The sequence below is a fragment of the Nocardioides pinisoli genome, assembly GCF_024199985.1.
In the GTDB taxonomy this organism is placed as follows: Bacteria; Actinomycetota; Actinomycetes; order Propionibacteriales; family Nocardioidaceae; genus Nocardioides; species Nocardioides pinisoli.
Map to the genome: position 1 here is coordinate 228,071 of NZ_JANARS010000004.1, position 21,613 is coordinate 249,683.

Sequence of the window (21,613 nt, forward strand, 5' to 3'; positions counted from 1 at the left end):
CTCTTGCGCGAAAACCCTGCGGGCCGTGGTCTAGTCCATCTACGCTCGCCTCAACGATCCAGCGCCGTCTCGGGCTCAGTGCCTGCTGGATCGCTTCTCGGTGGCACAGAACACTCGGGCAGCGGCGCCGCCGCCACGGTGCGTGCGCACGCGGCGTCCGGTGCTCAGCCGTCCGACCGGGAGTCGCCACCACGACGGCACCTGCTCGCTGAGCACTCGTGCGCCACGCGCGAGAACAACCACCACCATCAAGGCTTCCGTGGGGGAGCCGCCAGGAAGGCACGAGCATGCAGAAGCCCACCGCGAAGACCACGAAGGTCCTCGCCGCGATCGCCACCCCCGTCGCCCTTGTCGCGACCGGAGCGCTCATCTACACGTCCTCGTACGCCGCCTTCACCGGTCAGACCCGCAACTCGGGCAACCAGTGGTCGACCGGCTCGGTGAACCTGACCGACGACGACAACGGCACCGCCCGCTTCCAGGTCAAGGACATGCTCCCCGGCGCCACCGACGCCAAGTGCATCAAGGTCACCGCCAACGCGACCGTGCCCAGCACCGTCAAGGGCTACGCCGTCAACCCGGTCGCCAGCCCGCAGAAGCTGGAGGACCGCATCAAGGTCACCATCGAGTCCGGCGCCGGCGGCTCGTTCGCCAACTGCGACGGTTTCGTGGCCGCAGGCCCCGCCCACGTCACCGACGTCCCGTTGTCCGGCATTGCCCAGGTCAACAGCTTCGAGGCCGGCTTCGGCGGCTGGTCCGTGGACCCGGGCGTGCGCGAGAGGACCTACCGCCTGTCGTACCGGTTCGACACGACCGGCATGACGCAGTCCGAGATCGACCAGCTCCAGGGTGCCACCACCGGCATCGACATGCAGTGGGAGATGCGAACCAACGGCTGATCGCTGCCCCAGCGCACGAGCAGCACCACGACCGGCCGGGGCACTACGCCAACGTCGCTCCGGCCGGTCTCCGGCCTCCGGGATCACCACGCTCGGTCCGCATCACCCGCCGACTCGCACCACCCCTCATCGGAGACCCATGTCCTCCCAGAGCGCTGCCGCGACCGCGGCCTGGGCACGGTTCCTGGCCGTGCTCTGCTCGCGCGTCTACCGGACGTCTCTGCTGACGCTCGCGACGGTCGCCATCGCGCCGCTGCTGCTCGGCTGGGGCTCGTTCGTCATCAAGTCCGGTTCGATGGAGCCGGCGATCGACGTCGGCGACGTCGTGGTCGCCCGGCCGTTCGCGGTCGGCGAGAAGGTGGCCGTCGGCCGGGTCTATGTCTTCGACGACCCGTCCACGAGCAAGCAGCACCTGCTCACCCACCGCATCGTGGAGAGGCTCGACGACGGCTCGTACGCCAGTGCCGGCGACAACAACGACGTCACCGACGCCACCCCGGTCACCAGCGGCGACATCCACGCCCGCGGCGTCCTGCTCGCTCCGTTCGTGGGTCTGCCGATCGCGTGGCTGCAGGGCGAGGAGTGGGTCAAGCTCGCACTGTGGTTGCTGCTGACCATCGCAGCGTTCGCCACCGCGTCGCGCAACCTCGACGGGGAACCTCCGACGTGGAAGGTGCTGCGCCTGGTCCGCGACCGAGCGCGCCGCCGGCCGTCCACGACCCCGGACGATGCGGTAGGTGAGCCGCGGTCCGACCCGGTTACCGCCTCGCACCGAGGCGTCGCCCCAGCCGTCCTCGGCGTCGTGCTCGCCCTGGCCGGCACCGGGCTCGGCACCGCCAACGCCGCGTTCACCGCCCAGACCAAGAACGCCGGTTGGTCGTGGACTGTCGGCAGCTGGGCCCAGCCCTACGTCTCCGCCGTGCTCGCCGACGCCCCTGCCGCTCTCTGGCTGCTCGACGAGGCTGCCGGCACGACCACCGCCCAGGACCGCTCGGGCAACCGCGTGCTGGGCACCTACCGCACCGGCGCGACCCTCGGCCAGACCGGCGCCCTCACGGCTCGTAACCCCGGCACCTCGATGCGCACGGCCGGATCGCTGGCCTTCACCTCCGCGAACGCGGTCGCCTCGCCGACCCACCACACCATCGAGCTGTGGTTCCGCACCACGGCCACCACCGGCGGCTACGTCACCGGTTTCGGCTCCACGACGGCGGCGACGTCGCCCACCGCCGACCGCATCGTGCGGATGACCCCCTCGGGCCAGATCACCTACGGCGACTGGGTCACGAACCCGCTGCGTGTCGTCACCACTCCACGCGCCTACAACGACGGCGCTTGGCACCAGCTCGTCGTCGCGGTCGGCAACCCGAGCTCCTTCGGCGACACCGTCATCTACGTCGACGGGACCGCGGTCGTCGCCGGCCAGACGTCCAAGTCATCGACGTACACCGGCTACTGGCGCGTCGGGGCCGGCGCCGGACCGGCCTTCAACGGCAACATCGACAACGTCTCGATCTACAACACGCAGCTCACCGCCGCCCGTGTCGCCGCACACTACGCCGCCCGCTGACCCCTGGCAGGGTCCCGCGCTCGGGTCGCGGTGAAGCGGTGAGACCCCCGCAAGGCGTAGTGCTCGAAGGCTGGTAGCACCAGCTGCATCGTGTTGCGCTGACCGGGTGCCGGAACGAGCTGGCTGGGCTGAGCTCACCCTGGCCGGCGGTCCTCGTCCGCTCAGCGAGCAGCTCCTGGAGCTTGCGTTCAGCGGCGTGCGGACTGCTGGAGGTGGCTTGCAGACAGCGACCTCGCCGATGGTGCCGATACGCGTACGGGGCCAGTCCCGGATGGTCGTCACCCGTGTCGACGCCTGCCGGAGTGATGGTGGCGGCTCCCCGTACGACTTCTGGCCGGTTGGTGGCAGTCGGATCCAGACCGAAATGTTTTCAGGCTCGGAGATCAATGATCTCCGAGCCTGAAACTTTGTAGCGGGGGCAGGATTTGAACCTGCGACCTCTGGGTTATGAGCCCAGCGAGCTACCGAGCTGCTCCACCCCGCGTCGGTGAACACAACATTACAGGGGGTGACCGGTGGAGCCCAAATCGGGGTGCCCGAGGGGGCGTGGACCACGAAAAACTGCGGCCGTACGACGCTCCCGGACGGTTCCGGGTCGTCGTACGGCCGCAGTTCTCGGCGCAGTCGTGAGGGGCCTCGCGCAGCGGGTCAGCCGAGCTGGCGCACGGCCTGCTCGATGAGCTGGCGTCCCTCCTCCATCAGGCGGGCCCAGCGCACGGTGTCACCGTCCTGCTGGGCCTGGTCGGCCTCGGCGAACTTGGCGTCGGCCTGACGCAGCAGCTCGGCGACGTCGGTCTCGCCGCCGGGCTCCTGGGTGGGCTGCGAGCCGGGCGACTGGGTCGGCTCCTCGGTCGGCTCCTGCGTGGGCTCCTCGGAGGGCTGGTCGGTCGGCTCCTCCGACGACCCGTCGGTGGAGGCGTCGGACGTCAGCGCGTCCTCGATCGCGCCCACCAGCGTGGTGCCGATGCCGACCCTGTTCTCGTAGGAGACCAGCACGAAGCGCAGGATCGGGAAGTTCGACTCCCCGTCGCGGCGCGTGTAGACCGGCTGGACGTACATGAACTGGTTGCCGATCGGCACGGTCAGCAGGTTGCCCGGCACCCGGTTGGCATCGCCGGTCGTGTAGGGCAGCAGCGCCTGGCTGACGTCCTCGTTGGTCGCGAACGTGTTGGCGATCTGCAGCGGTCCGCCCGTGGGCTCGTTGGGCAGCTGCAGGACCGAGACCTTGCCGTAGCTGTCGCTCGTCGCGTCGCTGTTGACCGCCATGTAGGCCGCGAGGTTGTTCTCCTTGTCGCGCGGCACGTAGACCGAGGTCAGCGACCACGTCTCGCCCTCACCGGTGTCGGTGAAGAGGCGGTAGGGCGGCTGCAGGCGGGTGGTGCGCTGCGGGTCGCTGGGCACCTCCCAGCGGCTCGAGCCCTCGAACCACGCCGAGGCCGAGGTCTCGTGGTAGCGCTGGAACTGGAAGCGCTGGGCCTTGAAGAGGTCCTCGGGGTAGCGCAGGTGCTCCTCGAGCGAGTCCGGGATGTCCTCCTTGGGCTGCACGGAGTCGGGGAAGACCTCCATCCACGCCTTGAGGATCGGGTCCTCCTTGTCCCACTCGTAGAGCGACACCGTGCCGTCGTAGGCGTCGACCGTGGCCTTGACCGAGTTGCGGAGGTAGTTGATCTCGTCGGTCGGGAGGGTCTGGAAGCCGGTGTTCTCCTGGAGGGAGTCGTCGGTCATCTCCTCCAGCGACTCCTTCTGCGACAGCGGGTACTTGTCGGTGACGGTGTAGCCGTCGAGGATCCACTGGATCCGACCGTCCACCACGGCCGGGTAGGGGTCGGAGTCGACGGTCAGCCACGGGGCGACCTTCTCGACCATCTGCCGGGGGTTGCGGTCGTACAGGATCTTCGAGTTCTCGTGCACGCGGCTCGACAGCAGCAGGTTGGGCTCGCTGAAGCGCACGGCGTAGAGGAGCTGGCTGAAGATGTTGCCGATCGGGACGCCGGCCTCGCCGTCGTACGTCGTCGCGACGTCCTCCTCGCTCCGGTCGCCGCGGGGCAGGTCGAACTCCACCGGAGCACCACCGGGGCGCTGGCCGACGATGCTGTAGGTCGGGCTCTGCTCGCCGAAGTAGACCCGCGTCTCGTAGCCGTCCTCGCCGGCGACCCGGGACAGGGTGTCCTCATCGGCCTCCGCGCCCTCCGCCCACTGGATGCCGGACTGCTGCGTGGAGTCGTCCTCCGGTCGCTGGTTGGCGAAGGCCGCGATCACGCCGTTGCCGTGGGTGTAGGCGGTGTGGAGGTTGGACCAGTTCTGGTCGTTCTCCGCGAGTCCGCTCTGGTCGAGCTCGCGCACGCCGAGCACCACTGCCCGGTCGGTGCCGTCGATCTCGTAGCGGTCGACGTCGAGCACGTTGGGCACCGAGTAGTAGGCGCGGACCTGCTGCTGCTGCTCGAAGATCTCGCTGACGATCTGCGGGTCCACCAGCGGGATGCCGTCGGTGAGGCCGTCCAGCGCCTCGAGCTCGCCGTCGTCGGACACGGCGGTGCCGCCCACGTTGCGTACGTCGATCTGGTCGAGCTGGTAGGCCGCGCGCGTCGCGTCGATGTTGGCCTTGATGTAGGGATCCTCGCGGTCCGGCACGTTGGGGTTGACCCGGATCGCCTGGACGAGGGTCGGCACGATCAGGCCGAGGATGATCGCCGAGAGGGCGAAGAGGGCGACGCCGACCGACGGCAGCAGCCAGGTGCGCCGCCAGATGTTGGCGAGGAAGAGCAGCGCGCAGACGATCGCGATGCCGGCGAGGATCTCCTTGGCGGGCAGCACGGCCTTGTCGTCGGTGTAGCCCATGCCGGTGAAGATCGATCCGGAGTTGGTCACCAGGTCGAAGCGGTCGAGCCAGTAGTCCACCGCCTTGGCCAGCACGAAGAGCGCCAGCAGCGCGGACACCTGGATCTGCGCGGCGCTGGTGAGCCGCTCACCGGGGCGGCCGGAGAGCCGGATCCCGCCGAACAGGTAGTTCATCAGCAGCGAGGCGATCAGGCCGACGACGGCCACGGCCATCACGAAGTCGACGATGTAGTGCCAGAACGGCAGGTCGAAGACGTAGAAGCCCACGTCCTTGTCGAAGTAGGGGTCGGTCGTGCCGAAGTCCTGGCTGTGGCGCCACAGGGAGTAGCTGCGCCACTGCCCCGACGCCGAGGCCCCGGCGAAGAGACCCATCACGGCGGCGGCGCCGCCGATGACCCAGCCCATTCGCGGCGCCAGCAGCTCGCGGTAGCGGTCCATGCCGTCGTCGGGCATCCCCGGCATCCCGGGCCAGAGCACCGGCCGGAAGCGGTAGGCCATCGCCATCGTCACGGCGACGGCGGCGGCCATCAGCCCGGCGAAGACGAAGAACAGCCCGATGCGGGTGAGCAGGAGGGTCGTGAAGACGTCCTGGTAGCCGACGGAGCCGAACCACAGCCGCTCGGTCCAGAACGACGCGAAGGCGCTCAGCAGCATGAAGGCCAGGACCAGGACGATCGCGGTGATGACCAGCGCGCCCGGCCGGCGGGACGCGGTCACGGGACGCGCGCCGCCTGTGCCGCCGGGTCCGCCCGGCCGCTGGGGGCCGTCGGGTCCGGTGGGTCCGTTGGGTCGGTCGAAGGGATTGCTCATGGCCTCAGGGGTTCTCGTCGGGGTGGGGGTGGGTGTCGTGCGCGAGGTCGTGCAACGGGTCGTGCAGCGTGGCGTGGAGGAGCTCGAGGAGCCCGGGGACCAGCTCGGTGCCGTTGACCACCGACTGCTCGTCGTCGTGGGCGCGCAACCGCAGGGCGCAGTAGGAGGCGCCGGCGCGCGTCACGCCGGCGACCATCCGTACCTCCTGGCGGTCGGGGTGCTCGCGGGCGAAGAGCTCGGCCGCCGTGGGGTCGTCGGGGATCTCGTCGTCGACGTCGGGCGGCAGCACGAGCCGCTCGATGACGGCGGCGCACCCCGTCACGCTCTCGGGCCACGCGATCGTCGTCAGGGCGTCCTCGAGCACCTGCCCGGGCGGCAGGCCGTCCTGCTCGATGGGCGTGAACGACCCGTCGTCGCCGGGGCCGTCGATCGCCATCGCGGCCGCGAGCGTGGGCTCCTGCGCCACGAGCGTGGCGGTGTCGACGAGGGCGTAGAGCCGGGCGGGCTGGTCCCACCCGTCCTGGGCGACGTGCGCCTCGATCTCGAGGACGGCGGCGGCCAGTGCGGGGTCCTCGGGGAGCGCGTCGGGCGCACCCGGATCGGGGACGGCGTCGGGGGTCAGGTCCGACATCGGGTCGGTGGGGTCCGTCATGAGGCGGTCTCCTCGCAGCTGGGGAGGTCGGTGTCGGGGTCGGCGACCCAGTCGTCGAGCGTCGCGACCGCTCCGTCCAACGTGGTGGCCTTCGCCAGGCGCATGTCGCCCGGGTCCACTCCCCCGATGCCGTCGCAGTTGTCGGCGGGGACGAGGAAGAGGTCCGCGCCGGCGTCGCGGGCCGCGGCGATCTTCTGCTGGATCCCCCCGATGGGGCCGACCTTGCCGTCCGGGGTGATCGTGCCCGTGCCGGCGATGTCGGCTCCTCCGGTCAGGGAGCCCGGGGTGAGCGTGTCGTAGATGGCCAGCGACATCATCAGGCCCGCGCTCGGACCACCGATGTTGTCGGCGATGTCGACGCTGACCTGGTAGGGGAAGTCGAAGCCGACGCCGGGGGTGATGCCGATGCGCAGGTCGCCGTCGACCTCCTCGGGGGTCACGTCGACGGCCACCTCCTTCTTCCCACGTCGTACGACGAAGGCGATCGGCTCGCCCGGCGACGCGGCATCGACCGCGTCGACGACGTCCTGGGCGTCGGTGACGGGCGTGCCGTCGACCCGGAGGAGCACGTCGCGCACCTCGAGCCTGCCGTCGGCGGGCAGTCCGGGCGTCACGTCGAGCACCTCCACGAGCGGCTCCACCTCCTCGCCGAGCTGGGTGAGCGCGGCGGCGATGGCGGTGTCCTGGGAGGAGACCATCGCGGCCTCGGACTGGCGGTCGCTCGACTCGTCGGTCTCGTCGGGGGCGTAGATCGACGAGCGCGGCCAGACCGCGGCGTCGGGGTCGAAGTAGGCGCGCAGCAGCTCGGGGAGGCCCACGTGCTCCTGGGGGGTGCTGACGTAGACGGTCGTCATCCGCAGCTCGCCGTCGTCGTAGAAGGCCTCGTGGCCGTTCACCCGGACGATCTCGTCCCCGTCGTCCTCGGCGAGGATGTCGACCGTCGGACCGGGGTAGTAGGTCACGTAGGGCAGCGGCACGAAGAAGGCCGTCGCCCACAGCGCGGCCAGGAGGCACAGTGCGAGCAATCCCGCCCTGGTCCGCTGACTCATGGGCGCAACTCTCTCAAACGGCGGCAACTGCGCGGCAACGAGCCGTTGGTCAGGAGGCGCGGCGGGCGGAGCCGTCGCCCGGGGCGGCTCCGTGGCTGGGCCGGACGGCGATGCCGGTGCTGCGGTCACGCGCCGGAGCCGACGTCCGGCGCGTGCCGGCCGGCAGCTCCTTGGCGATCGCCCGGCCGAGGCGCTCGACGGCGACGTCGCGGTCGACCTCGCCGCGTCCGTCGCGACCCGCCCAGGACACCCACGTCATCGCCACGACGGCGACGACGGCCGAGGGCACGAGCCAGAGCAGGATCTCCACGCGAGGAGCGTAGGTGCCGATGGGGCCCGGGACGGGGAGGCCCTACGGCGTGCCGACCCACTCCTCGGTGGCGTCGTCGAAGACCTGGTGCTTCCAGATCGGCACCTCGGCCTTGAGCGTGTCGATCAGGGCCCGTGAGGCGGCGAAGGCGTCGCCGCGGTGCGCGGCGGTGGTGGCGACGACGACCGCGAGGTCGCCGATCTGCAGCTGGCCCACCCGGTGCACGGCCGCCACTCCCCTGACGTCGTGGTCCGCCGCCACCCGACGGCAGACGTCGTGCAGCCGGTCGAGCGCGGTCGGGTGCGCGGAGTAGTCGAGGGCCGTGACGCCCTTGCCGGCGTCGTGGTCGCGGACCTGCCCCACGAAGAGGGTGAGCCCGCCGGCGCCGGCGTCATCGAGCGCGGCCAGCACCTCGGCCACGTCGAGCGGGGTGTCGCGGATGTCGACGAGGCGCACGGGATCGGAGGAGGGGTCGCTCACGTGGCCGAGTCTAGGCGTGCCGCCGCTGGGCGCAGTGAGTACCGTGGACGCCATGAGTGACACCCCCGGAGGCCCCGGATCGTCCGGCCAGGGTCCCGACGACGACAACCCGTTCAAGGGCACGCCCTTCGAGCAGATCTTCTCCCAGATGGGCGGGTTCGGCCCGGGAGGCGGCATGCCCGACCTCAACGCGCTGATGGCCCAGATGCAGTCCCTGTTCGCGCCCCACGACGGCCCGGTCAACTGGGACACGGTCACCGACCTGGCCCGTCGCGCGGCCGCCCAGGAGCCCGACCCGAGCATCACCCCGGCCCAGTCGGGCGCCGTGGCCGACGCCGTACGCCTGGCCGACCACTGGCTCGACACGACCACGGAGTTCCCCTCCGGCGTGACCACCACGGCGGCCTGGTCACGGGCCGAGTGGATCGTGGAGACGATCCCGGTCTGGAAGGTGCTGGTCGAGCCCATCGCCGGCTCCGCCACCCAGGCCCTGGGCCAGGCGATGCCCGAGGAGATGAGGCAGCTCGCCGGCCCGCTCATGGCCATGCTCGGCAAGGCGAGCGGCGCCATGGTCGCCTCCCAGGTCGGCAGCGGCCTCGGCGCGCTCGCCGGTGACGTGCTCAGCGCCTCCGACATCGGGCTCCCCTTGGGCCCGATCGGCAAGGCGGCCCTGCTCCCGACCAACGTCGCGGCCTTCGCCGAGGAGCTGCCCGACGTCTCCGCCGACGACGTCCTGCTCTACCTCGCGCTGCGCGAGGCCGCCCACCAGCGGCTCTTCGCGGGTGTGCCGTGGCTGCGCGACCACCTCATCGGGGCGGTGTCGGACTACGGCGCGGGCATGGACTTCGACACCTCCGGCATGGAGACCAAGCTGCGCGAGGTCGACATGACCAACCCCCAGGCGATGCAGGACGCCCTCGCGGGCGGCCTCTTCGACCCCGAGCCGTCGGCGGCCCAGAAGGCGGCGCTGGAGAAGCTCGAGGTGACGCTCGCACTCGTGGAGGGCTGGGTCGACGAGGTCGTCAGCCAGGCCACGGCCGACCGGATGCCGGCCGCCGCCAAGCTGCAGGAGACCGTACGCCGTCGGCGCGCCGCGGGCGGCCCGGCCGAGCAGACCTTCGCCACCCTCGTCGGCCTGGAGCTGCGGCCGCGCCGGCTGCGCGACGCCTCGACCCTGTGGGGGTCGCTGCGCACCCGTCAGGGCACCGAGGCCCGCGACGGCGTGTGGATGTCGCCCCAGCTGCTGCCGACCGCGAGCGACCTCGACGACCCGCTCGGCTTCCGGGAGGACTCCGTCGCGCCCGGCGAGCTCTCCGACGAGGACTTCGACGCCGGCCTGCGCGACCTGCTCGACGGCGGCTCCGACGGCGGCCACCGCCCGGCCGAGTGAGCTCGCTGCACGCGAGCGCCGTCGCGACGCTCGAGCGCTGGAGCGCGCCCACGCCCGGCCAGGAGGCGCTGCGCGAGCGCTACCTGGCGCACCTCGCCGAGCACGCCGACGGCCTGGCCAAGGCGTGCTTCCCCGACCACCTCACCGCCGGTGCGATCGTCGTGTCGCCCGACGGCGGGGCCGTGCTGCTCAACCACCACCGCAAGGCGGACGCCTGGCTGGCCTTCGGCGGCCACCTGGAGGCGGGCGACGCGTCGCTGGCCGACGGCGCGCGGCGCGAGCTGGTGGAGGAGTCGGGGCTGACGTCGTTCGACTTCGACGAGGAGCCGCTGTCGCTCGACGCGCACGCCGTCGAGTTCTGCTCCGACCGGGGCACGGTGCACCACCTCGACGTACGGTTCCTCGCCACGGCCGAGCCCGACGCCGAGCACGCGGCGAGCGAGGAGTCGCTCGACGTGCGCTGGTGGCCCGTCGACGCGCTGCCGGCGACCTTCGACGACATGTACGTCCTCATCGCGGCCGCCGTCACGCGGGTGCGGTCGCGTCAGTCGTCCTCGCCGCCCGGCGGCGGCTCCAGCCGGGCGCCCGCGGAGTAGCCCTCGAGGTAGCCCTTGGCCTTCTCGGCTCGCGGGTAGCGGTCGACCCACGCCCAGAACGCCGGCGTGTGGCCCGGCTCGAGCAGGTGGGCCAGCTCGTGGACCAGGACGTAGTCGACGACCCAGCCGGGCACCTTCTGCAGCCGGTCGCTCAGCCGGATGGTGCGATCACCCGGGGTGCACGAGCCCCAGCGGGCGTTCTGGTTGGTCACCCAGCGCACCGACGCCGGGACCGCCAGGCCGCCGAAGTAGAGGTCGTTGAGCTTGGCGGCACGGACCACGAGGTCGTCGTCGGAGCGCTGGCGACGCTTCTCCTGCCGCTCGATGCGGGCGACCATGTCGGCGACCCAGGTCGCCTCGTCGCGCTTGCTCATGGTGGCCGGGATCAGCACGACGATGCGGTCGCCGTCACGGTAGGCCGAGACCGTCCGACGACGGCGGCGCGAGCGGCGCACCTCCACGTCGGGCGGGATGGCCGGGGTGCTCATGTGCCGAACCTAACGCCCGCCACCCACACCACGGGGTGGACGCGCTGGTCCCGGCCGTGTTCAGAGCCGGGCCGAGGCCCACTCGAGCAGCCGGTCACGCTCCCACGTCGTGACGATCCGGTCGGGCTCGATCCCGGCCTCGGTGGCGCGGGCGGCGCCGTAGTCGAGCATGTCGAGCTGGCCGGGGGCATGGGCGTCGGAGTCGATGGAGAACAGGCAGCCGAGGTCGCGCGCGAGCTCGAGAAGCCTGGTGGGCGGGTCGCGCCGCTCGGGCCGGGAGTTGATCTCGACCGCCACCCCCTCCTCCGCGCACGCGGTGAAGACCGCCTTCGCGTCGAACTGGCTCTGCGGCCGCACGCCCCGGTTGCCGGTGACGAGGCGACCCGTGCAGTGGCCGAGGACGTTGGTGTGCGGGTTGCGGACCGCGGCGACCATCCGCCTGGTCATCAGGGCGGCGTCCATCTTCAGCTTGGAGTGCACCGAGGCGACGCGGACGTCGAGCCGGCCGAGCATCTCCGGGGTCTGGTCGAGCGAGCCGTCGTCGAGGATGTCGACCTCGATGCCCTTCAGCAGGGTGAACGAGTCGCCGAGGTGCTCGTTGACGGCGTCGACGACACCGAGCTGGCGCGCGAGCCGCTCGGCGCTCAGCCCGTTGGCCACCCGCAGCCGCGGGCTGTGGTCGGTGAGCACGAGGTAGTCGTGCCCCAGCTCCATGGCCGTCATCGCCATCTCCTCCAGCGGCGAGCCACCGTCGGACCAGTCGGAGTGCGAGTGCAGGTCGCCGCGGAGCCGGGCCCGCAGCTCCTCCCCGCCCTGCGCCAGCGGACCGGCGGTGCCCTCCAGCCTGACCAGGCGCTCGGGCACCACGCCGTTGCACGCGTCGGTGATGACCGCGGCGGTGCTGGGGCCGATGCCAGGGAGCTCGGTGAGCGTGCCGTCGGCGGCGCGTCGGCGTACCTCCTCCTCGGGCAGCGGCAGGATCGTGCGCGCCGCCTTGCGGAAGGCCTCGATCCGGCGGGTCTCCTCGCGCTGGCGCTCCATCAGGAACGCGATGCGCCGCAGCGTCGCCACCGGACCGCGGGCGGCCCCCGCCGTCGACTCCTCAGCCAACTTCTTCTCCTCCACAGCCCCGTCGCCGGCGAAACCGCTGGTCACCCGCACAGTACGGCGCGCGCGCCGGGCGTGTCGCGCACAGGGTCCTCCCCACCCCCGGCACCGCCCTCCACGCCCATCGGGCCGCGGTGCACACCATCTCCACAACACTGTCCACAGGGGTGGACACGTGTTCGTTGACCGGGGAGGTGGCCGGCCCTAGCGTTGCGCCCAGAAGGGCCCCACGGCTCCTCGACACCGGCTGGGGAAGGCAGGTGTCGGAGGCTGCGGGGCCCCTTCTTCGTCCGCCCCTTCGTGTCCGAGCCCGCGCGGTCAGCGGCCGCGGAACTGCGGCGCCCGCTTCTCCTTCGCGGCCGCGATGCCCTCCTGCAGGTCGGCGGTCGCGAGCGTCATCGGCTGGGCGAGCGCCTCCCACTGGAGCGCGGACTCGAAGTCGGCGTGGCCGCCGTCGGCGAGCGCCACCTTGGTCAGGCGCGCCGCGATGGGGGCGGTCGCCGCGATCCCGGACGCCGTCTCGAGCACCTCGTCGAGGAACACCTCGGAGTCGATCACGCGGGACACGAGCCCCAGCCGGAGCGCTTCCTCGGCGTCGACGACGCGACCGGTGAGGAGCAGGTCGCGCGCGTGGGCGGGGCCGACCACGTTGGGCAGCAGCCAGGTGCCGGCCATCCCGGCGTGCATGCCGAGCTTGTTGAACGGCAGGCCGAGCCTGGCGCCGTCCGCGGCGTATCGGATGTCGCACGCGAGCGCCAGGCACAGGCCGGCCCCGATGGCCGCGCCGTTGACCGCGGCGATCGTCGGCACCTCGAGGCGTCGGATCGACAGCCAGGCGCGGTAGAACGGCATCATCCGCGAGCGCAGGTGGTCGACGGTGGCGTCGGGCTCGCTGGCGATCCACGAGGTGTTGCCGCCGGAGCAGAAGGCGCTCCCCTCCCCCGTCACGACGACCGCGCGCACGGACGGGTCGGCGGCCACCTCGTCGATGGCCGCGACCCACGACGAGGTCATCTCGTCACTCATCGCGTTGCGCATGCCGGGGTTGTCGAGGGTCAGCAGCACGACCCCCTCGGAGGGGCGCTCGAGGCGGAGGTGGGGGCGGTCGGCAGAGGTGTCTGGCATGGGCCGAGGGTACTGATCCGGCTGAGCGTGGAATGACCCGGTTTCACGCTCAGCGCGTGTGGTGCGTGAGCGTGGGCCGAGCGTGGCGTAGGGTCGTCGACGGAGTGCTGGCGACCGCCGGCTCTCCCCGGCGGGCTTCCCCGAGAGACTCCCCGTCGCGACGACCAAGGAAAACGAGCAAGGAGGCCGTCATGGCGGAGACCTGGAGCGGTGAGTTCTACTGCGTCAAGTGCAAGGAGAAGCGCGAGGCGGAGGGCGAGATCAAGGTCAACGACAAGGGCACCAAGATGGCCAAGGGCGTCTGCCCGGTCTGCGGCACCAACCTGAACCGCATCCTCGGCAAGGCCTGAGCCTCAGCACCCAGTGAGCTCACTGCGGCGGCGCCACCCCTCGGGTGGCGCCGCCGCTGCATGTCGGGCTGCATGCATCTCGGGTGGTCTGTGGACGACCGCCTGCATCGCTCGTCGGCGTGGCACCGTCGTGGGGTGCCCGCTCGTCCCGCTCCCTCCCCCTACGCCGCCGTCGTCCGCGCGCAGCTCGACTGCCCTGACCCCTGGTCCGACGCCGTCGTCGCGGCCCTCGCGGCCGCCGGCGTCGTCGTCGACCCCACCGCCGCGGTCGGCATCGCCGTGGCTGCCGGACGACAGGTCTCGGCGACGGTCGACGCCTGGTGCGTCGACTCGTTGCCGCACCTGCTGGTGAGCGTCCAGCCCTATGCCGTCGAGGTCGGCCCGTGGGTCGCGCCGGGCGTCGGGCCGTGCGCGAGGTGCGTGGCCGCGGCCGTGCTCGACGAGGGCGGTCCCGCCCCGGTGGCCGCAGCGCCCCGGCCGCTGCTCGCGCTCGGCGCCGGCGTGGTGGCCCGCGACCTGGTCTCGTGGTCTCGGGGCGAGCTGCCCCACACGTGGCTCACGTCGTGGCGCGTCGACCACGAGCCGGTGCCCGCCGCGCGGCGCTGGCAGCGCCACCCCTACTGCGGGTGCTCCTGGTTCGAGACCGCGGTCGACGCCGGCTGACCCGGCCGGAGCTCACCACCACTCGCTGTCGAGCTTGCTCTCCATCGCGCGCAGGTGGGTGCGGGAGCAGGTGTCGCAGAAGGCACGGCGGCGGCCGTTCTCGACCGCGGTCGTCCAGGTGAGGGTCTCGGCCTCGGGAGCCTGGGTGCCGCAGAAGTCGCACGTCACGAGCTCGCTCACGCCTCGAGGCTACCCCCGCGCCGGCGAACGCCCGGGCGAAATGGCAGTGAGCCGGTACGTCGTCACCGTGACGACGTACCGGCTCACTGGGTGTGCTCACCCGCGATCAGGGCGAGATCCGTCCCGAGGCCCGGTGGGCCTCGGCGCTTGTCAGATCGCGCGAGCGAGGGCGAGACGCGCCTGCTGCGCGGCCTGCTCGGCCTTGCGGCTCATACGACGGGCCCGGGCCAGCTGGTGGCCGCGCCGCAGTTCGTGCGCCTCTCCCAGGCGCGCGGCCATTTGCGCGCGTGCGAGTTCTTCGTTCATGAGATTCATGTCGTTGCGTCCATTTCGGTAGGTCTTCATCGGTGGTTGTTCCTTGTGTTTCCTCGGAGGTGACTGAGCGGTGACGCCTTACGCGGCTGCCCCGTCCTTCTGGTTCTGGCCGGCCTGAGCGGCGACCTGGTCGGACTTGCGGGGCCGGCCTCGCGGCCGCTTGCGCGGGATCACCACGCCCTGGAGGAAGAGCTCGCCTCCCCAGACGCCCCACGGCTCACGCCGCTCGAGGGCTCCGTCGAGGCACATCGCCCGCACCGGGCAGTCGATGCAGAGCGCCTTGGCGTGCTCCACGTCCGCGGGGGACTCGGCAAACCACAGCTCTGCGTCGTTGACGCGGCAGGGCAGCAACTCCTCATCCACTCCGGCAGCTGCGTCGTGCAGGGCCCCGAGCGGAGCCTGGGGCTCCACCTGGGTCATGTCGGCAGCTCGGTTGCGGTCGAGAACGCTGATGGTCATGTGTTCACCTCCTTCTCGTTGACCTGATCGCGGGTTGACTCACTGGGACAAACAGAAAGGCCGCGGATCCCGGGTTTCGGGTTCCGCGGCCTGGAGGCTGCCGATGTAGGTGCGTGACCTATGTCGACGGACTCCAGGCGGGAGGACCCGGGAAATCGCCCTTGACGCGAACGATGGCGGCGGCGTCGCCCTGGACAGCCACCACACCAGCACCGAGGGCGCGGGAGTGCGCGCAGGGGCGGCCGAGGGTGGACATGCCGAAGGACGGCGTCCAAGCCGTCATCGTCATCGTGTAGTTCTCCATGGGGGCCACCTCCTTCGGGGCGTCGGGCGCGGATCGTTGTCAGCGATCCCATGCGCGGGGTTGTTGTGAAGGGAACGTTAGACCCCTCACATCGTCAGGGGCAAACCATTTAATGGGTATTACCGAGAATTTGTTTTCCGGACGCCTCGCAGCACCCGCCCGGCGCGCGCCGATCCCCTCAGGCGCTCGCCTCGGCCACGAGCGCGAGCACCTCGTCGCCGTACTTGGCGATCTTGCTCGGGCCGACGCCGCTGATCGCGCGCAGCCCCTTCTCGTCGGTGGGGACGTGCTCGGCGATGAGCTGCAGGGTCGCGTCGGTGAAGACCACGAACGCCGGCACGCTGTCCTCGGCGGACCGCGCCAGGCGCCACTCGCGCAGTCGCTCGAAGAGCGCCTCGTCGTAGGACGCCGGGCAGTCGGCGCAGCGACCGGTCTTCTTCTCCACCGACGTCGACAGCGCCTTGCCGCACTCCCGGCAGTGCATGGCGGCCCGGTTGCGCCGGGTGCGCTCACGGCGCTGCCCGGACACGCCGGGCACGCCGTCGAGCAGGGGCGCGAGGAACGGCGAGCTCCCCCGCGTCGACCGGCCGCCCGGCTCGCGCGCCGTGGCCCACGACACCCTGAGCTCGTCACGGGCGCGGGTCATCGCGACGTAGAGGAGACGGCGCTCCTCCTCGATCTCGGCGGGTGTCTGCGCCTGGGAGATCGGCATCATCTTGTCGTGCATGCCGGCGACGAAGACGGCGTCCCACTCCAGCCCCTTGGCCGAGTGGATGGTCGCGAGGGTGACGGCGTCGGCCACCGGGGCGTGCTGCTCGCTGGCCCGGCGGTCGAGGTCGTCGACGAAGTCGCCGACCCCCGCCTCGGGACGCTCGCGGCCGAAGTCGGCGGCGAGGTCGACCAGCGCCTGCAGGGACTCCCACCGGTTGCGGACCTCGCCCCTGCCCTCGGGCGGCTCGGTCGAGTGACCCATCTGCGACAGCACGGCCACGACGGCCTCCGGCACGGACCCGGCCGCCTCGCCCGAGCGTGCGGCACCGCGCACGAGGGTGATCGCCTGCCGCACCTCGGCGCGGTCGAAGAACCGCGCGGCGCCGCGCACGACGTAGGGCAGGCCGCGGGCCGCCAGGGCCTCCTCGAAGCGCTCGGACTGCGCGTTGATGCGCAGCAGCACGGCCATCCGGCTGGCAGGCGTGCCGGAGGCCCGCAGCGCGGCCACCCGGTCGGCGACCGCCTCGGCCTCGGCGACCTCGTCGGTGGCCTCGCGCCAGGTGATGCGGGCACCGGACGGGCGCTGGGCGACCAGGTCGACGCCCTTGCTGGGGGTGCCGTCGAGCAGCCGGTTGGCCGCCGCGACGACCTCCGGGGTCGAGCGGTAGTTGCGGACCAGCTCGACGCTCGTGGCCGAGGGGAAGCGCTGGGTGAACTCGCGGAGGTAGCGCGCGTCTGCGCCGGCGAAGGAGTAGATCGTCTGGGCGGGGTCGCCGACGACGCACAGCTCGTCACGGCCACCGAGCCACAGGTCGAGCAGCGCGTGCTGGAGCGGCGAGACGTCCTGGAACTCGTCGACGACGAACCACTTGTACTGGCGGCGGACCTGGGCGGCCACCGCCTCGTTGTCGGCGAGGAGGCCCGCGCCGAGCAGGAGCACGTCCTCCATGTCCATCCGGCCCTGGCCGCGCTTGACCTCCTCGTAGGCGTCGAACGCGCGGGCCACCACCTCGGGGTCGAGGCCGGACACGGTCCGGCCGCGGGACCGGGCGATGGCGGTGTAGGTGTCGGGGCCGACGTTGGACACCTTGGCCCACTCGATCTCGCTGGCGAGGTCGCGCAGCGTGGCCTGGTCGACGCCGAGGCGTTGTCGTCGCGCCGCGAGGGCGATCATGCCGAGCTTGGACTCGACGAGCTCGGGGAGCTCGCGCTGGTGCACGCGCGGCCAGAAGAACCGCAGCTGGCGCAGCGCGGCGGAGTGGAAGGTCCGCGCCTGGACGCCGGGCGCCCCCAGGGCGCGCAGGCGCTCGCGCATCTCGCCGGCCGCGCGGGTCGTGAACGACAGGGCCAGCACCTCGGTCGGCGCGTAGACCCCCTGGGCCACCCCGTGCGCGATCCGGTGCGTCACCGCGCGCGTCTTGCCGGTGCCGGCGCCGGCGAGGACGCGCACCGGCCCGCGGAGCGCCTCAGCGACCTGTCGCTGCTCGGGGTCGAGCGCTTCGAGCAACGGAACAACTCCTGCGACGTCGGGGTTGGGATCGGTGAGGGTGTCGAAGCACCCTCGTCGTTGAACCCTAGACGCCGGAGGGGACACTCCATCCCATGACCTTCACGATGTTCAGCACCCCGTGGTGCGGCTACTGCCACCGACTCAAGAGCCAGCTCGACCGCGAGGGCATCGAGTTCTCGATCGTCGACATCGAGCAGGAGCCGGAGGCCGCGCTCACCGTCGAGCAGGCCAACGGCGGCAACCAGACCGTGCCGACCCTGCTCTTCTCCGACGGCAGCACGCTGACCAACCCGTCGGTGGCGCAGGTCAAGGACAAGCTGGCCACGCTCTCGTGATGCTGACGTGGAGCCTGCCGCCGACCGGGGTTAGCCTGACGTCGTGTCACTGCTGAACTCGATCGACCGCGACCACGTCCTCACCGCGATGGAGACCTGGGACGCAGCAGGTGGGGCCAACTACATGCTCGTGCGCGGCGGTGTCTCGACGCACGTGCTGATGCACCACGGCAAGGAGTACGACGCCGCGGCCATCGCCGGCATCGCCCACGGCCTCGCGACCGGGCGCACCCTCACCCCTGCCGACATCCCAGGCGGCTCGGCCGGGGCGAGCAAGGCGCTGACCCGGCTGGGCTTCGACATCCGCGACGACTCGCCGCCGAGCACCCGCGTGCCCGGCACCCGCGCGCCTCGCACGCGCGCGGCGTCGCCCCGCGCCGCGTCGACGCCCCGCCCCTCGCGGGTGGCCGCGACCGACAAGCCGGTCAACCTGTGCCCCCGCTGCTTCATCGCGCTGCCCGCCACGGGCGTGTGCGACACCTGCGACTGACGACCTAGTCCCAGCCGGGGCCGTCGAGCGGGCGCCCGAACCAGCTCTCGATCAGCGAGGACGAGATCGAGATGCCGCGCGGCACGACGAGCTCGCCCGAGCGCCCCGCGGCCTCGAAGTCCGCGCGGGTCCACCACCGCGCCTCCTCGATCTCCGCGCCGTCGACGTCGATGTCGGTCGTCAGCGCCCTTCCGGTGAACCCGAGCATCAGGCTCGCGGGGAGCGGCCAGGGCTGGCTGCCGAAGTAGTCGACCTCGCCCACCTGCACGCCGACCTCCTCGAGCACCTCACGGCGTACGGCGTCCTCCAGGGTCTCGCCCGGCTCGCAGAACCCGGCGAGGGTGGACCAGCGCCCCGCCGGCCAGGCGGTGTTGCGACCGAGCAGGATCGCCTCGTCCTCGCCCTCCCCGTGCGTGATCGCCATGATCACGGCCGGGTCGGTGCGCGGGAACTGGGGGCGGTCGCACCGGTCGCAGCGCAGCTCGTGGCCGGCGGCGCGGCTGGTCAGGGTGCCGCCGCAACGGGGGCAGAAGCGGGTGGCGTGATGCCACTCGGCCAGGCCGATCGCGTGCATCACCAGCGGCGCCTGCTGGGGCGTGCCGTCCGCGAGCAGCGCCAGCACCGAGCGCAGCGGCACCCACTCGTCGGGCTCGCCGGGAGCGCCCTCGGGCGGCACGACGACCGCCACGTGGACCACGCCGCCGCTGTCGCCCAGCAGCACGAGGGTGCCCTCCGGCGCCTCGTCGGGACCGATCCACTGGACCGCGCCGTCGACCGGGCGCAGCCGGTTGCCGGCCACGACGAGGACGCGGGTCGTGGGATCGGCCATCTGCTCGGCGAGCCACGCCGCGTCGGTGCGCCGCAGGCCCATCCGGTTGTGCGCGTGGGCGGAGAGGGCGGCGTGCGGCAGGAGGCGTTCGGGGGTCACCGCGTCAGGCTAGCGCCGCTGCTCTTTGACAATCATTCTCAACTCTGCTGAGAATGATTCTCATGAAGACGCCACGACTCCGTGTCCTGCTCGCCACCCTCGTCGTGCTGGGGGCCTCCGCCTGCGGCACCGCGACCGACTCCTCCGACGACCCGGAGCCCTCCGACGCCACCGACGACCGCGAGGCAGCCGCCGACACCGGCGGCACCGAGGCCGCGGCGGCGACCCCGCGCCTCGCCGTCACCCACGACGGCGGGGTGATGGTCGTCGACGTGACCAGCGGGGAGGTGGTCGCCGAGGAGCCGATGGAGGGATTCGTCCGCGTCTCCCCCGCCGGCGACGGTCGGCACGTCCTGGTGAGCGGCAACCTCGGCTGGCACGCCCTCGACCTCGGGTCGTGGGGCGACGAGCACGGTGACCACGCCCACCACTTCACCGGCGACGAGCCGGGCCTCACCGGCGCCCTCATCGAGGGCGCCGAGCCCGGCCACGTCGTGGCCCACGACGGGATCACCACCCTGTTCGACGACGGCACCGGCACCATCACGGTCTTCGACCCCGAGGACCTCGCCGAGGGCCAGCCAGAGGTGACCACCTCCGCGACCGACGAGGCCCACCACGGTGTGGCCGTGCAGCTGGTCGACCGCAACATGATCATGACCGTCGGGGACGAGGAGTCGCGCTCGGGCGTACGCCTCGTCAGCCCGTCCGGCGCGGTGCTCGCCGAGACCGACGAGTGCCCCGGCGTGCACGGCGAGGCCTTCGCCGAGCACACCGCGGTCCTCGGCTGCGAGGACGGGGCGGTGATCGTGGACGGCCGTGACATCACCAAGGTCAGCAGCCCGGACGCGTACGGCCGGATCGGCAACCAGGCCGGCTCGGAGGTCTCCCCCGTGCTCCTCGGTGACTACAAGACCGACCCCGACGCCGAGCTCGAGCGACCGACCCGGGTCTCCCTCATCGACACGCGCGACGCGTCCCTGCGCCTGGTGGACCTCGGCACCAGCTACAGCTTCCGCTCCCTCGGTCGGGGGCCGGAGGGCGAGGCGCTCGTGCTCGGGACCGACGGCGCGATCCACGTCCTCGACCCCGAGACCGGCGAGCGGGTCGACGCGATCGACGTCGTCGCCCGCTGGCGCGAGCCGCTCGACTGGCAGCAGCCGCGCCCGACGCTCCACGTCGTCGACGCCACGGCGTACGTCACCGACCCGCGCCGCGACCGCGTCCACGTGGTCGACCTCGACCGTGGGCGGGTGACCTCGACGCTCGACCTGCCGCACACCCCCAACGAGATCGTCGCCAACGCGGGCTGAGTCCCTAGGCTGGGCGCCGTGAGCACGCACATCGGCGCCCAGCCCGGCGAGATCGCCCCCACCGTCCTGCTGCCCGGCGACCCGCTGCGGGCGAAGTGGATCGCCGAGACGTTCCTCGACGACGTCCGCTGCTACAGCGAGGTGCGCGGGATGTACGGCTTCACCGGCAGCTGGAAGGGCCACCCGGTCTCCGTGCAGGGCTCCGGCATGGGCCAGCCGTCGATGTCGATCTACGTCAACGAGCTCTTCACCGACTACGACGTGCAGTCCATCGTCCGTGTCGGCTCGTGCGGCGCGGTCACCGACCGCGTCGGGGTGCGCGACGTGGTCATCGCGTCGGGTGCGTGCACCGACTCCTCCATGAACCGCATCGCCTTCCACGGCATCGACTACGCCCCGGTCGCCGACTTCGGCTTGCTGCGCGGCGCCGTCGAGGCCGCCGAGGCGCGCGAGGGCGGCTCGCCCTTCCACGTCGGCCTGATCTTCTCCAGCGACTCGTTCTACCCGGCGCGCCCCGAGCTGCTCGGCGAGATGGTGAAGTACGGCGTCCTGGCCGTCGAGATGGAGGCCAGCGCGCTCTACACGCTCGCCGCCAAGCACGGGCGCCGGGCGCTCGCGATCTGCACCGTGTCCGACCACATCGTCACCGGCGAGGAGACCAGCTCCCAGGAGCGCGAACAGACCTTCGGCGAGATGGTCGAGATCGCGCTGACCGCCGCGTTGGCCTGAGCCGCGCGTCGC

General features: G+C 71.9%; 24 protein-coding genes and 1 tRNA gene. 10 read left to right on the plus strand and 15 right to left on the minus strand.

Features of this window, described 5'->3' with window-relative positions:
• Positions 1-287: 287 nt before the first annotated feature.
• Together NCI01_RS10570 and NCI01_RS10575 are read left to right on the plus strand one after the other, a co-directional pair.
• Entirely contained in the window at positions 288-899 is a 612-nt protein-coding gene (locus NCI01_RS10570) for a hypothetical protein (protein ID WP_254181444.1), read from the plus strand.
• A gap of 139 nt (positions 900-1,038) precedes the next feature.
• On the plus strand, positions 1,039-2,469 hold the full coding sequence (locus NCI01_RS10575) for a signal peptidase I (protein WP_254181445.1): 1,431 nt from the start codon (positions 1,039-1,041) through the stop codon (positions 2,467-2,469).
• A 410-nt stretch (positions 2,470-2,879) separates the two neighbouring features.
• On the opposite strand, the gene NCI01_RS10580 is transcribed toward NCI01_RS10575, so the two are convergent.
• The 6 genes from NCI01_RS10580 to NCI01_RS10605 all read right to left on the minus strand — a co-directional run bounded on the left by NCI01_RS10580 (position 2,880) and on the right by NCI01_RS10605 (position 8,608).
• A tRNA-Met gene (locus NCI01_RS10580) sits at positions 2,880-2,953 on the minus strand.
• Between the two features lie 164 nt (positions 2,954-3,117).
• Entirely contained in the window at positions 3,118-6,024 is a 2,907-nt protein-coding gene (locus NCI01_RS10585) for a UPF0182 family membrane protein (protein WP_254181446.1), read from the minus strand.
• 97 nt (positions 6,025-6,121) lie between these two features.
• The gene (locus NCI01_RS10590; protein WP_254181447.1) at positions 6,122-6,769 is read right to left on the minus strand and encodes a PPA1309 family protein; all 648 of its coding nucleotides are present in this window, start codon (positions 6,767-6,769) and stop codon (positions 6,122-6,124) included.
• Positions 6,766-7,818, minus strand: a complete 1,053-nt coding sequence (locus tag NCI01_RS10595; RefSeq protein WP_254181448.1) for a YlbL family protein — start codon at positions 7,816-7,818, stop codon at positions 6,766-6,768. Before NCI01_RS10595 ends, NCI01_RS10590 begins: the two co-directional genes overlap by 4 nt.
• Before the next feature lie 49 nt (positions 7,819-7,867).
• Positions 7,868-8,128: a hypothetical protein gene (locus NCI01_RS10600; RefSeq protein WP_254181449.1), complete on the minus strand. Its 261-nt coding sequence runs from the start codon at positions 8,126-8,128 to the stop codon at positions 7,868-7,870.
• Between the two features lie 42 nt (positions 8,129-8,170).
• Positions 8,171-8,608, minus strand: a complete 438-nt coding sequence (locus NCI01_RS10605; protein WP_254181450.1) for a molybdenum cofactor biosynthesis protein MoaE — start codon at positions 8,606-8,608, stop codon at positions 8,171-8,173.
• A gap of 52 nt (positions 8,609-8,660) precedes the next feature.
• Here NCI01_RS10605 and NCI01_RS10610 point away from each other — a divergent pair, with 52 nt between their 5' ends.
• Both NCI01_RS10610 and NCI01_RS10615 read left to right on the plus strand, forming a co-directional pair.
• Entirely contained in the window at positions 8,661-9,998 is a 1,338-nt protein-coding gene (locus NCI01_RS10610; RefSeq protein ID WP_254181451.1) for a zinc-dependent metalloprotease, read from the plus strand.
• Positions 9,995-10,594: an NUDIX hydrolase gene (locus NCI01_RS10615; protein ID WP_254181452.1), complete on the plus strand. Its 600-nt coding sequence runs from the start codon at positions 9,995-9,997 to the stop codon at positions 10,592-10,594. The genes NCI01_RS10610 and NCI01_RS10615 overlap by 4 nt, the downstream gene beginning before the upstream one ends.
• Here the strand turns inward: NCI01_RS10615 and NCI01_RS10620 are convergent.
• From NCI01_RS10620 to NCI01_RS10630, 3 genes are all read right to left on the minus strand, one after another.
• A complete protein-coding gene (locus NCI01_RS10620) occupies positions 10,543-11,082 on the minus strand; it encodes a M48 metallopeptidase family protein (RefSeq protein WP_254181453.1) in 540 nt (179 codons plus the stop codon). The genes NCI01_RS10615 and NCI01_RS10620 overlap by 52 nt on opposite strands.
• Before the next feature lie 60 nt (positions 11,083-11,142).
• On the minus strand, positions 11,143-12,237 hold the full coding sequence (locus NCI01_RS10625; RefSeq protein ID WP_308213211.1) for a PHP domain-containing protein: 1,095 nt from the start codon (positions 12,235-12,237) through the stop codon (positions 11,143-11,145).
• 270 nt (positions 12,238-12,507) lie between these two features.
• Positions 12,508-13,314 carry an enoyl-CoA hydratase/isomerase family protein gene (locus NCI01_RS10630; RefSeq protein WP_254181454.1) on the minus strand — a complete coding sequence of 269 codons (807 nt, stop codon included), beginning with the start codon at positions 13,312-13,314 and terminating at the stop codon, positions 12,508-12,510.
• A 191-nt stretch (positions 13,315-13,505) separates the two neighbouring features.
• Between NCI01_RS10630 and NCI01_RS10635 the strand changes: the two genes are divergently transcribed.
• Complete coding sequence (locus NCI01_RS10635) at positions 13,506-13,664, plus strand: DUF5679 domain-containing protein (protein WP_090969683.1); 159 nt, start codon at positions 13,506-13,508, stop codon at positions 13,662-13,664.
• A gap of 135 nt (positions 13,665-13,799) precedes the next feature.
• A complete protein-coding gene (locus NCI01_RS10640) occupies positions 13,800-14,327 on the plus strand; it encodes a hypothetical protein (protein WP_254181455.1) in 528 nt (175 codons plus the stop codon).
• 12 nt (positions 14,328-14,339) lie between these two features.
• Here the strand turns inward: NCI01_RS10640 and NCI01_RS10645 are convergent, their stop codons facing one another.
• From NCI01_RS10645 to NCI01_RS10665, 5 genes are all read right to left on the minus strand, one after another.
• The gene (locus NCI01_RS10645; protein ID WP_254181456.1) at positions 14,340-14,507 is read right to left on the minus strand and encodes a hypothetical protein; all 168 of its coding nucleotides are present in this window, start codon (positions 14,505-14,507) and stop codon (positions 14,340-14,342) included.
• Between the two features lie 150 nt (positions 14,508-14,657).
• A complete protein-coding gene (locus NCI01_RS10650; protein ID WP_254181457.1) occupies positions 14,658-14,852 on the minus strand; it encodes a putative WhiB-interacting protein in 195 nt (64 codons plus the stop codon).
• 48 nt (positions 14,853-14,900) lie between these two features.
• Positions 14,901-15,281 carry a WhiB family transcriptional regulator gene (locus tag NCI01_RS10655; RefSeq protein ID WP_372495142.1) on the minus strand — a complete coding sequence of 127 codons (381 nt, stop codon included), beginning with the start codon at positions 15,279-15,281 and terminating at the stop codon, positions 14,901-14,903.
• Positions 15,282-15,399: 118 nt separating this feature from the next.
• Positions 15,400-15,585, minus strand: coding sequence for a hypothetical protein (locus tag NCI01_RS10660; protein ID WP_254181458.1), 186 nt, complete (start codon positions 15,583-15,585; stop codon positions 15,400-15,402).
• Between the two features lie 178 nt (positions 15,586-15,763).
• On the minus strand, positions 15,764-17,803 hold the full coding sequence (locus NCI01_RS10665; protein WP_254181459.1) for an ATP-dependent DNA helicase UvrD2: 2,040 nt from the start codon (positions 17,801-17,803) through the stop codon (positions 15,764-15,766).
• A gap of 95 nt (positions 17,804-17,898) precedes the next feature.
• Here NCI01_RS10665 and NCI01_RS10670 point away from each other — a divergent pair, with 95 nt between their 5' ends.
• Together NCI01_RS10670 and NCI01_RS10675 are read left to right on the plus strand one after the other, a co-directional pair.
• Positions 17,899-18,141: a mycoredoxin gene (locus NCI01_RS10670; RefSeq protein ID WP_254181460.1), complete on the plus strand. Its 243-nt coding sequence runs from the start codon at positions 17,899-17,901 to the stop codon at positions 18,139-18,141.
• A gap of 43 nt (positions 18,142-18,184) precedes the next feature.
• On the plus strand, positions 18,185-18,631 hold the full coding sequence (locus NCI01_RS10675; protein ID WP_254181461.1) for a ScoMcrA-related endonuclease: 447 nt from the start codon (positions 18,185-18,187) through the stop codon (positions 18,629-18,631).
• A gap of 4 nt (positions 18,632-18,635) precedes the next feature.
• Here the strand turns inward: NCI01_RS10675 and nudC are convergent, their stop codons facing one another.
• Entirely contained in the window at positions 18,636-19,559 is a 924-nt protein-coding gene (gene nudC / locus NCI01_RS10680) for an NAD(+) diphosphatase (protein ID WP_254181462.1), read from the minus strand.
• Positions 19,560-19,621: 62 nt separating this feature from the next.
• On the opposite strand from nudC, the gene aztD reads away from it, so the two are divergent.
• Complete coding sequence (gene aztD, locus NCI01_RS10685) at positions 19,622-20,872, plus strand: zinc metallochaperone AztD (protein WP_254181463.1); 1,251 nt, start codon at positions 19,622-19,624, stop codon at positions 20,870-20,872.
• A gap of 18 nt (positions 20,873-20,890) precedes the next feature.
• Entirely contained in the window at positions 20,891-21,601 is a 711-nt protein-coding gene (deoD, locus tag NCI01_RS10690) for a purine-nucleoside phosphorylase (protein ID WP_254181464.1), read from the plus strand.
• Positions 21,602-21,613 lie beyond the last annotated feature (12 nt).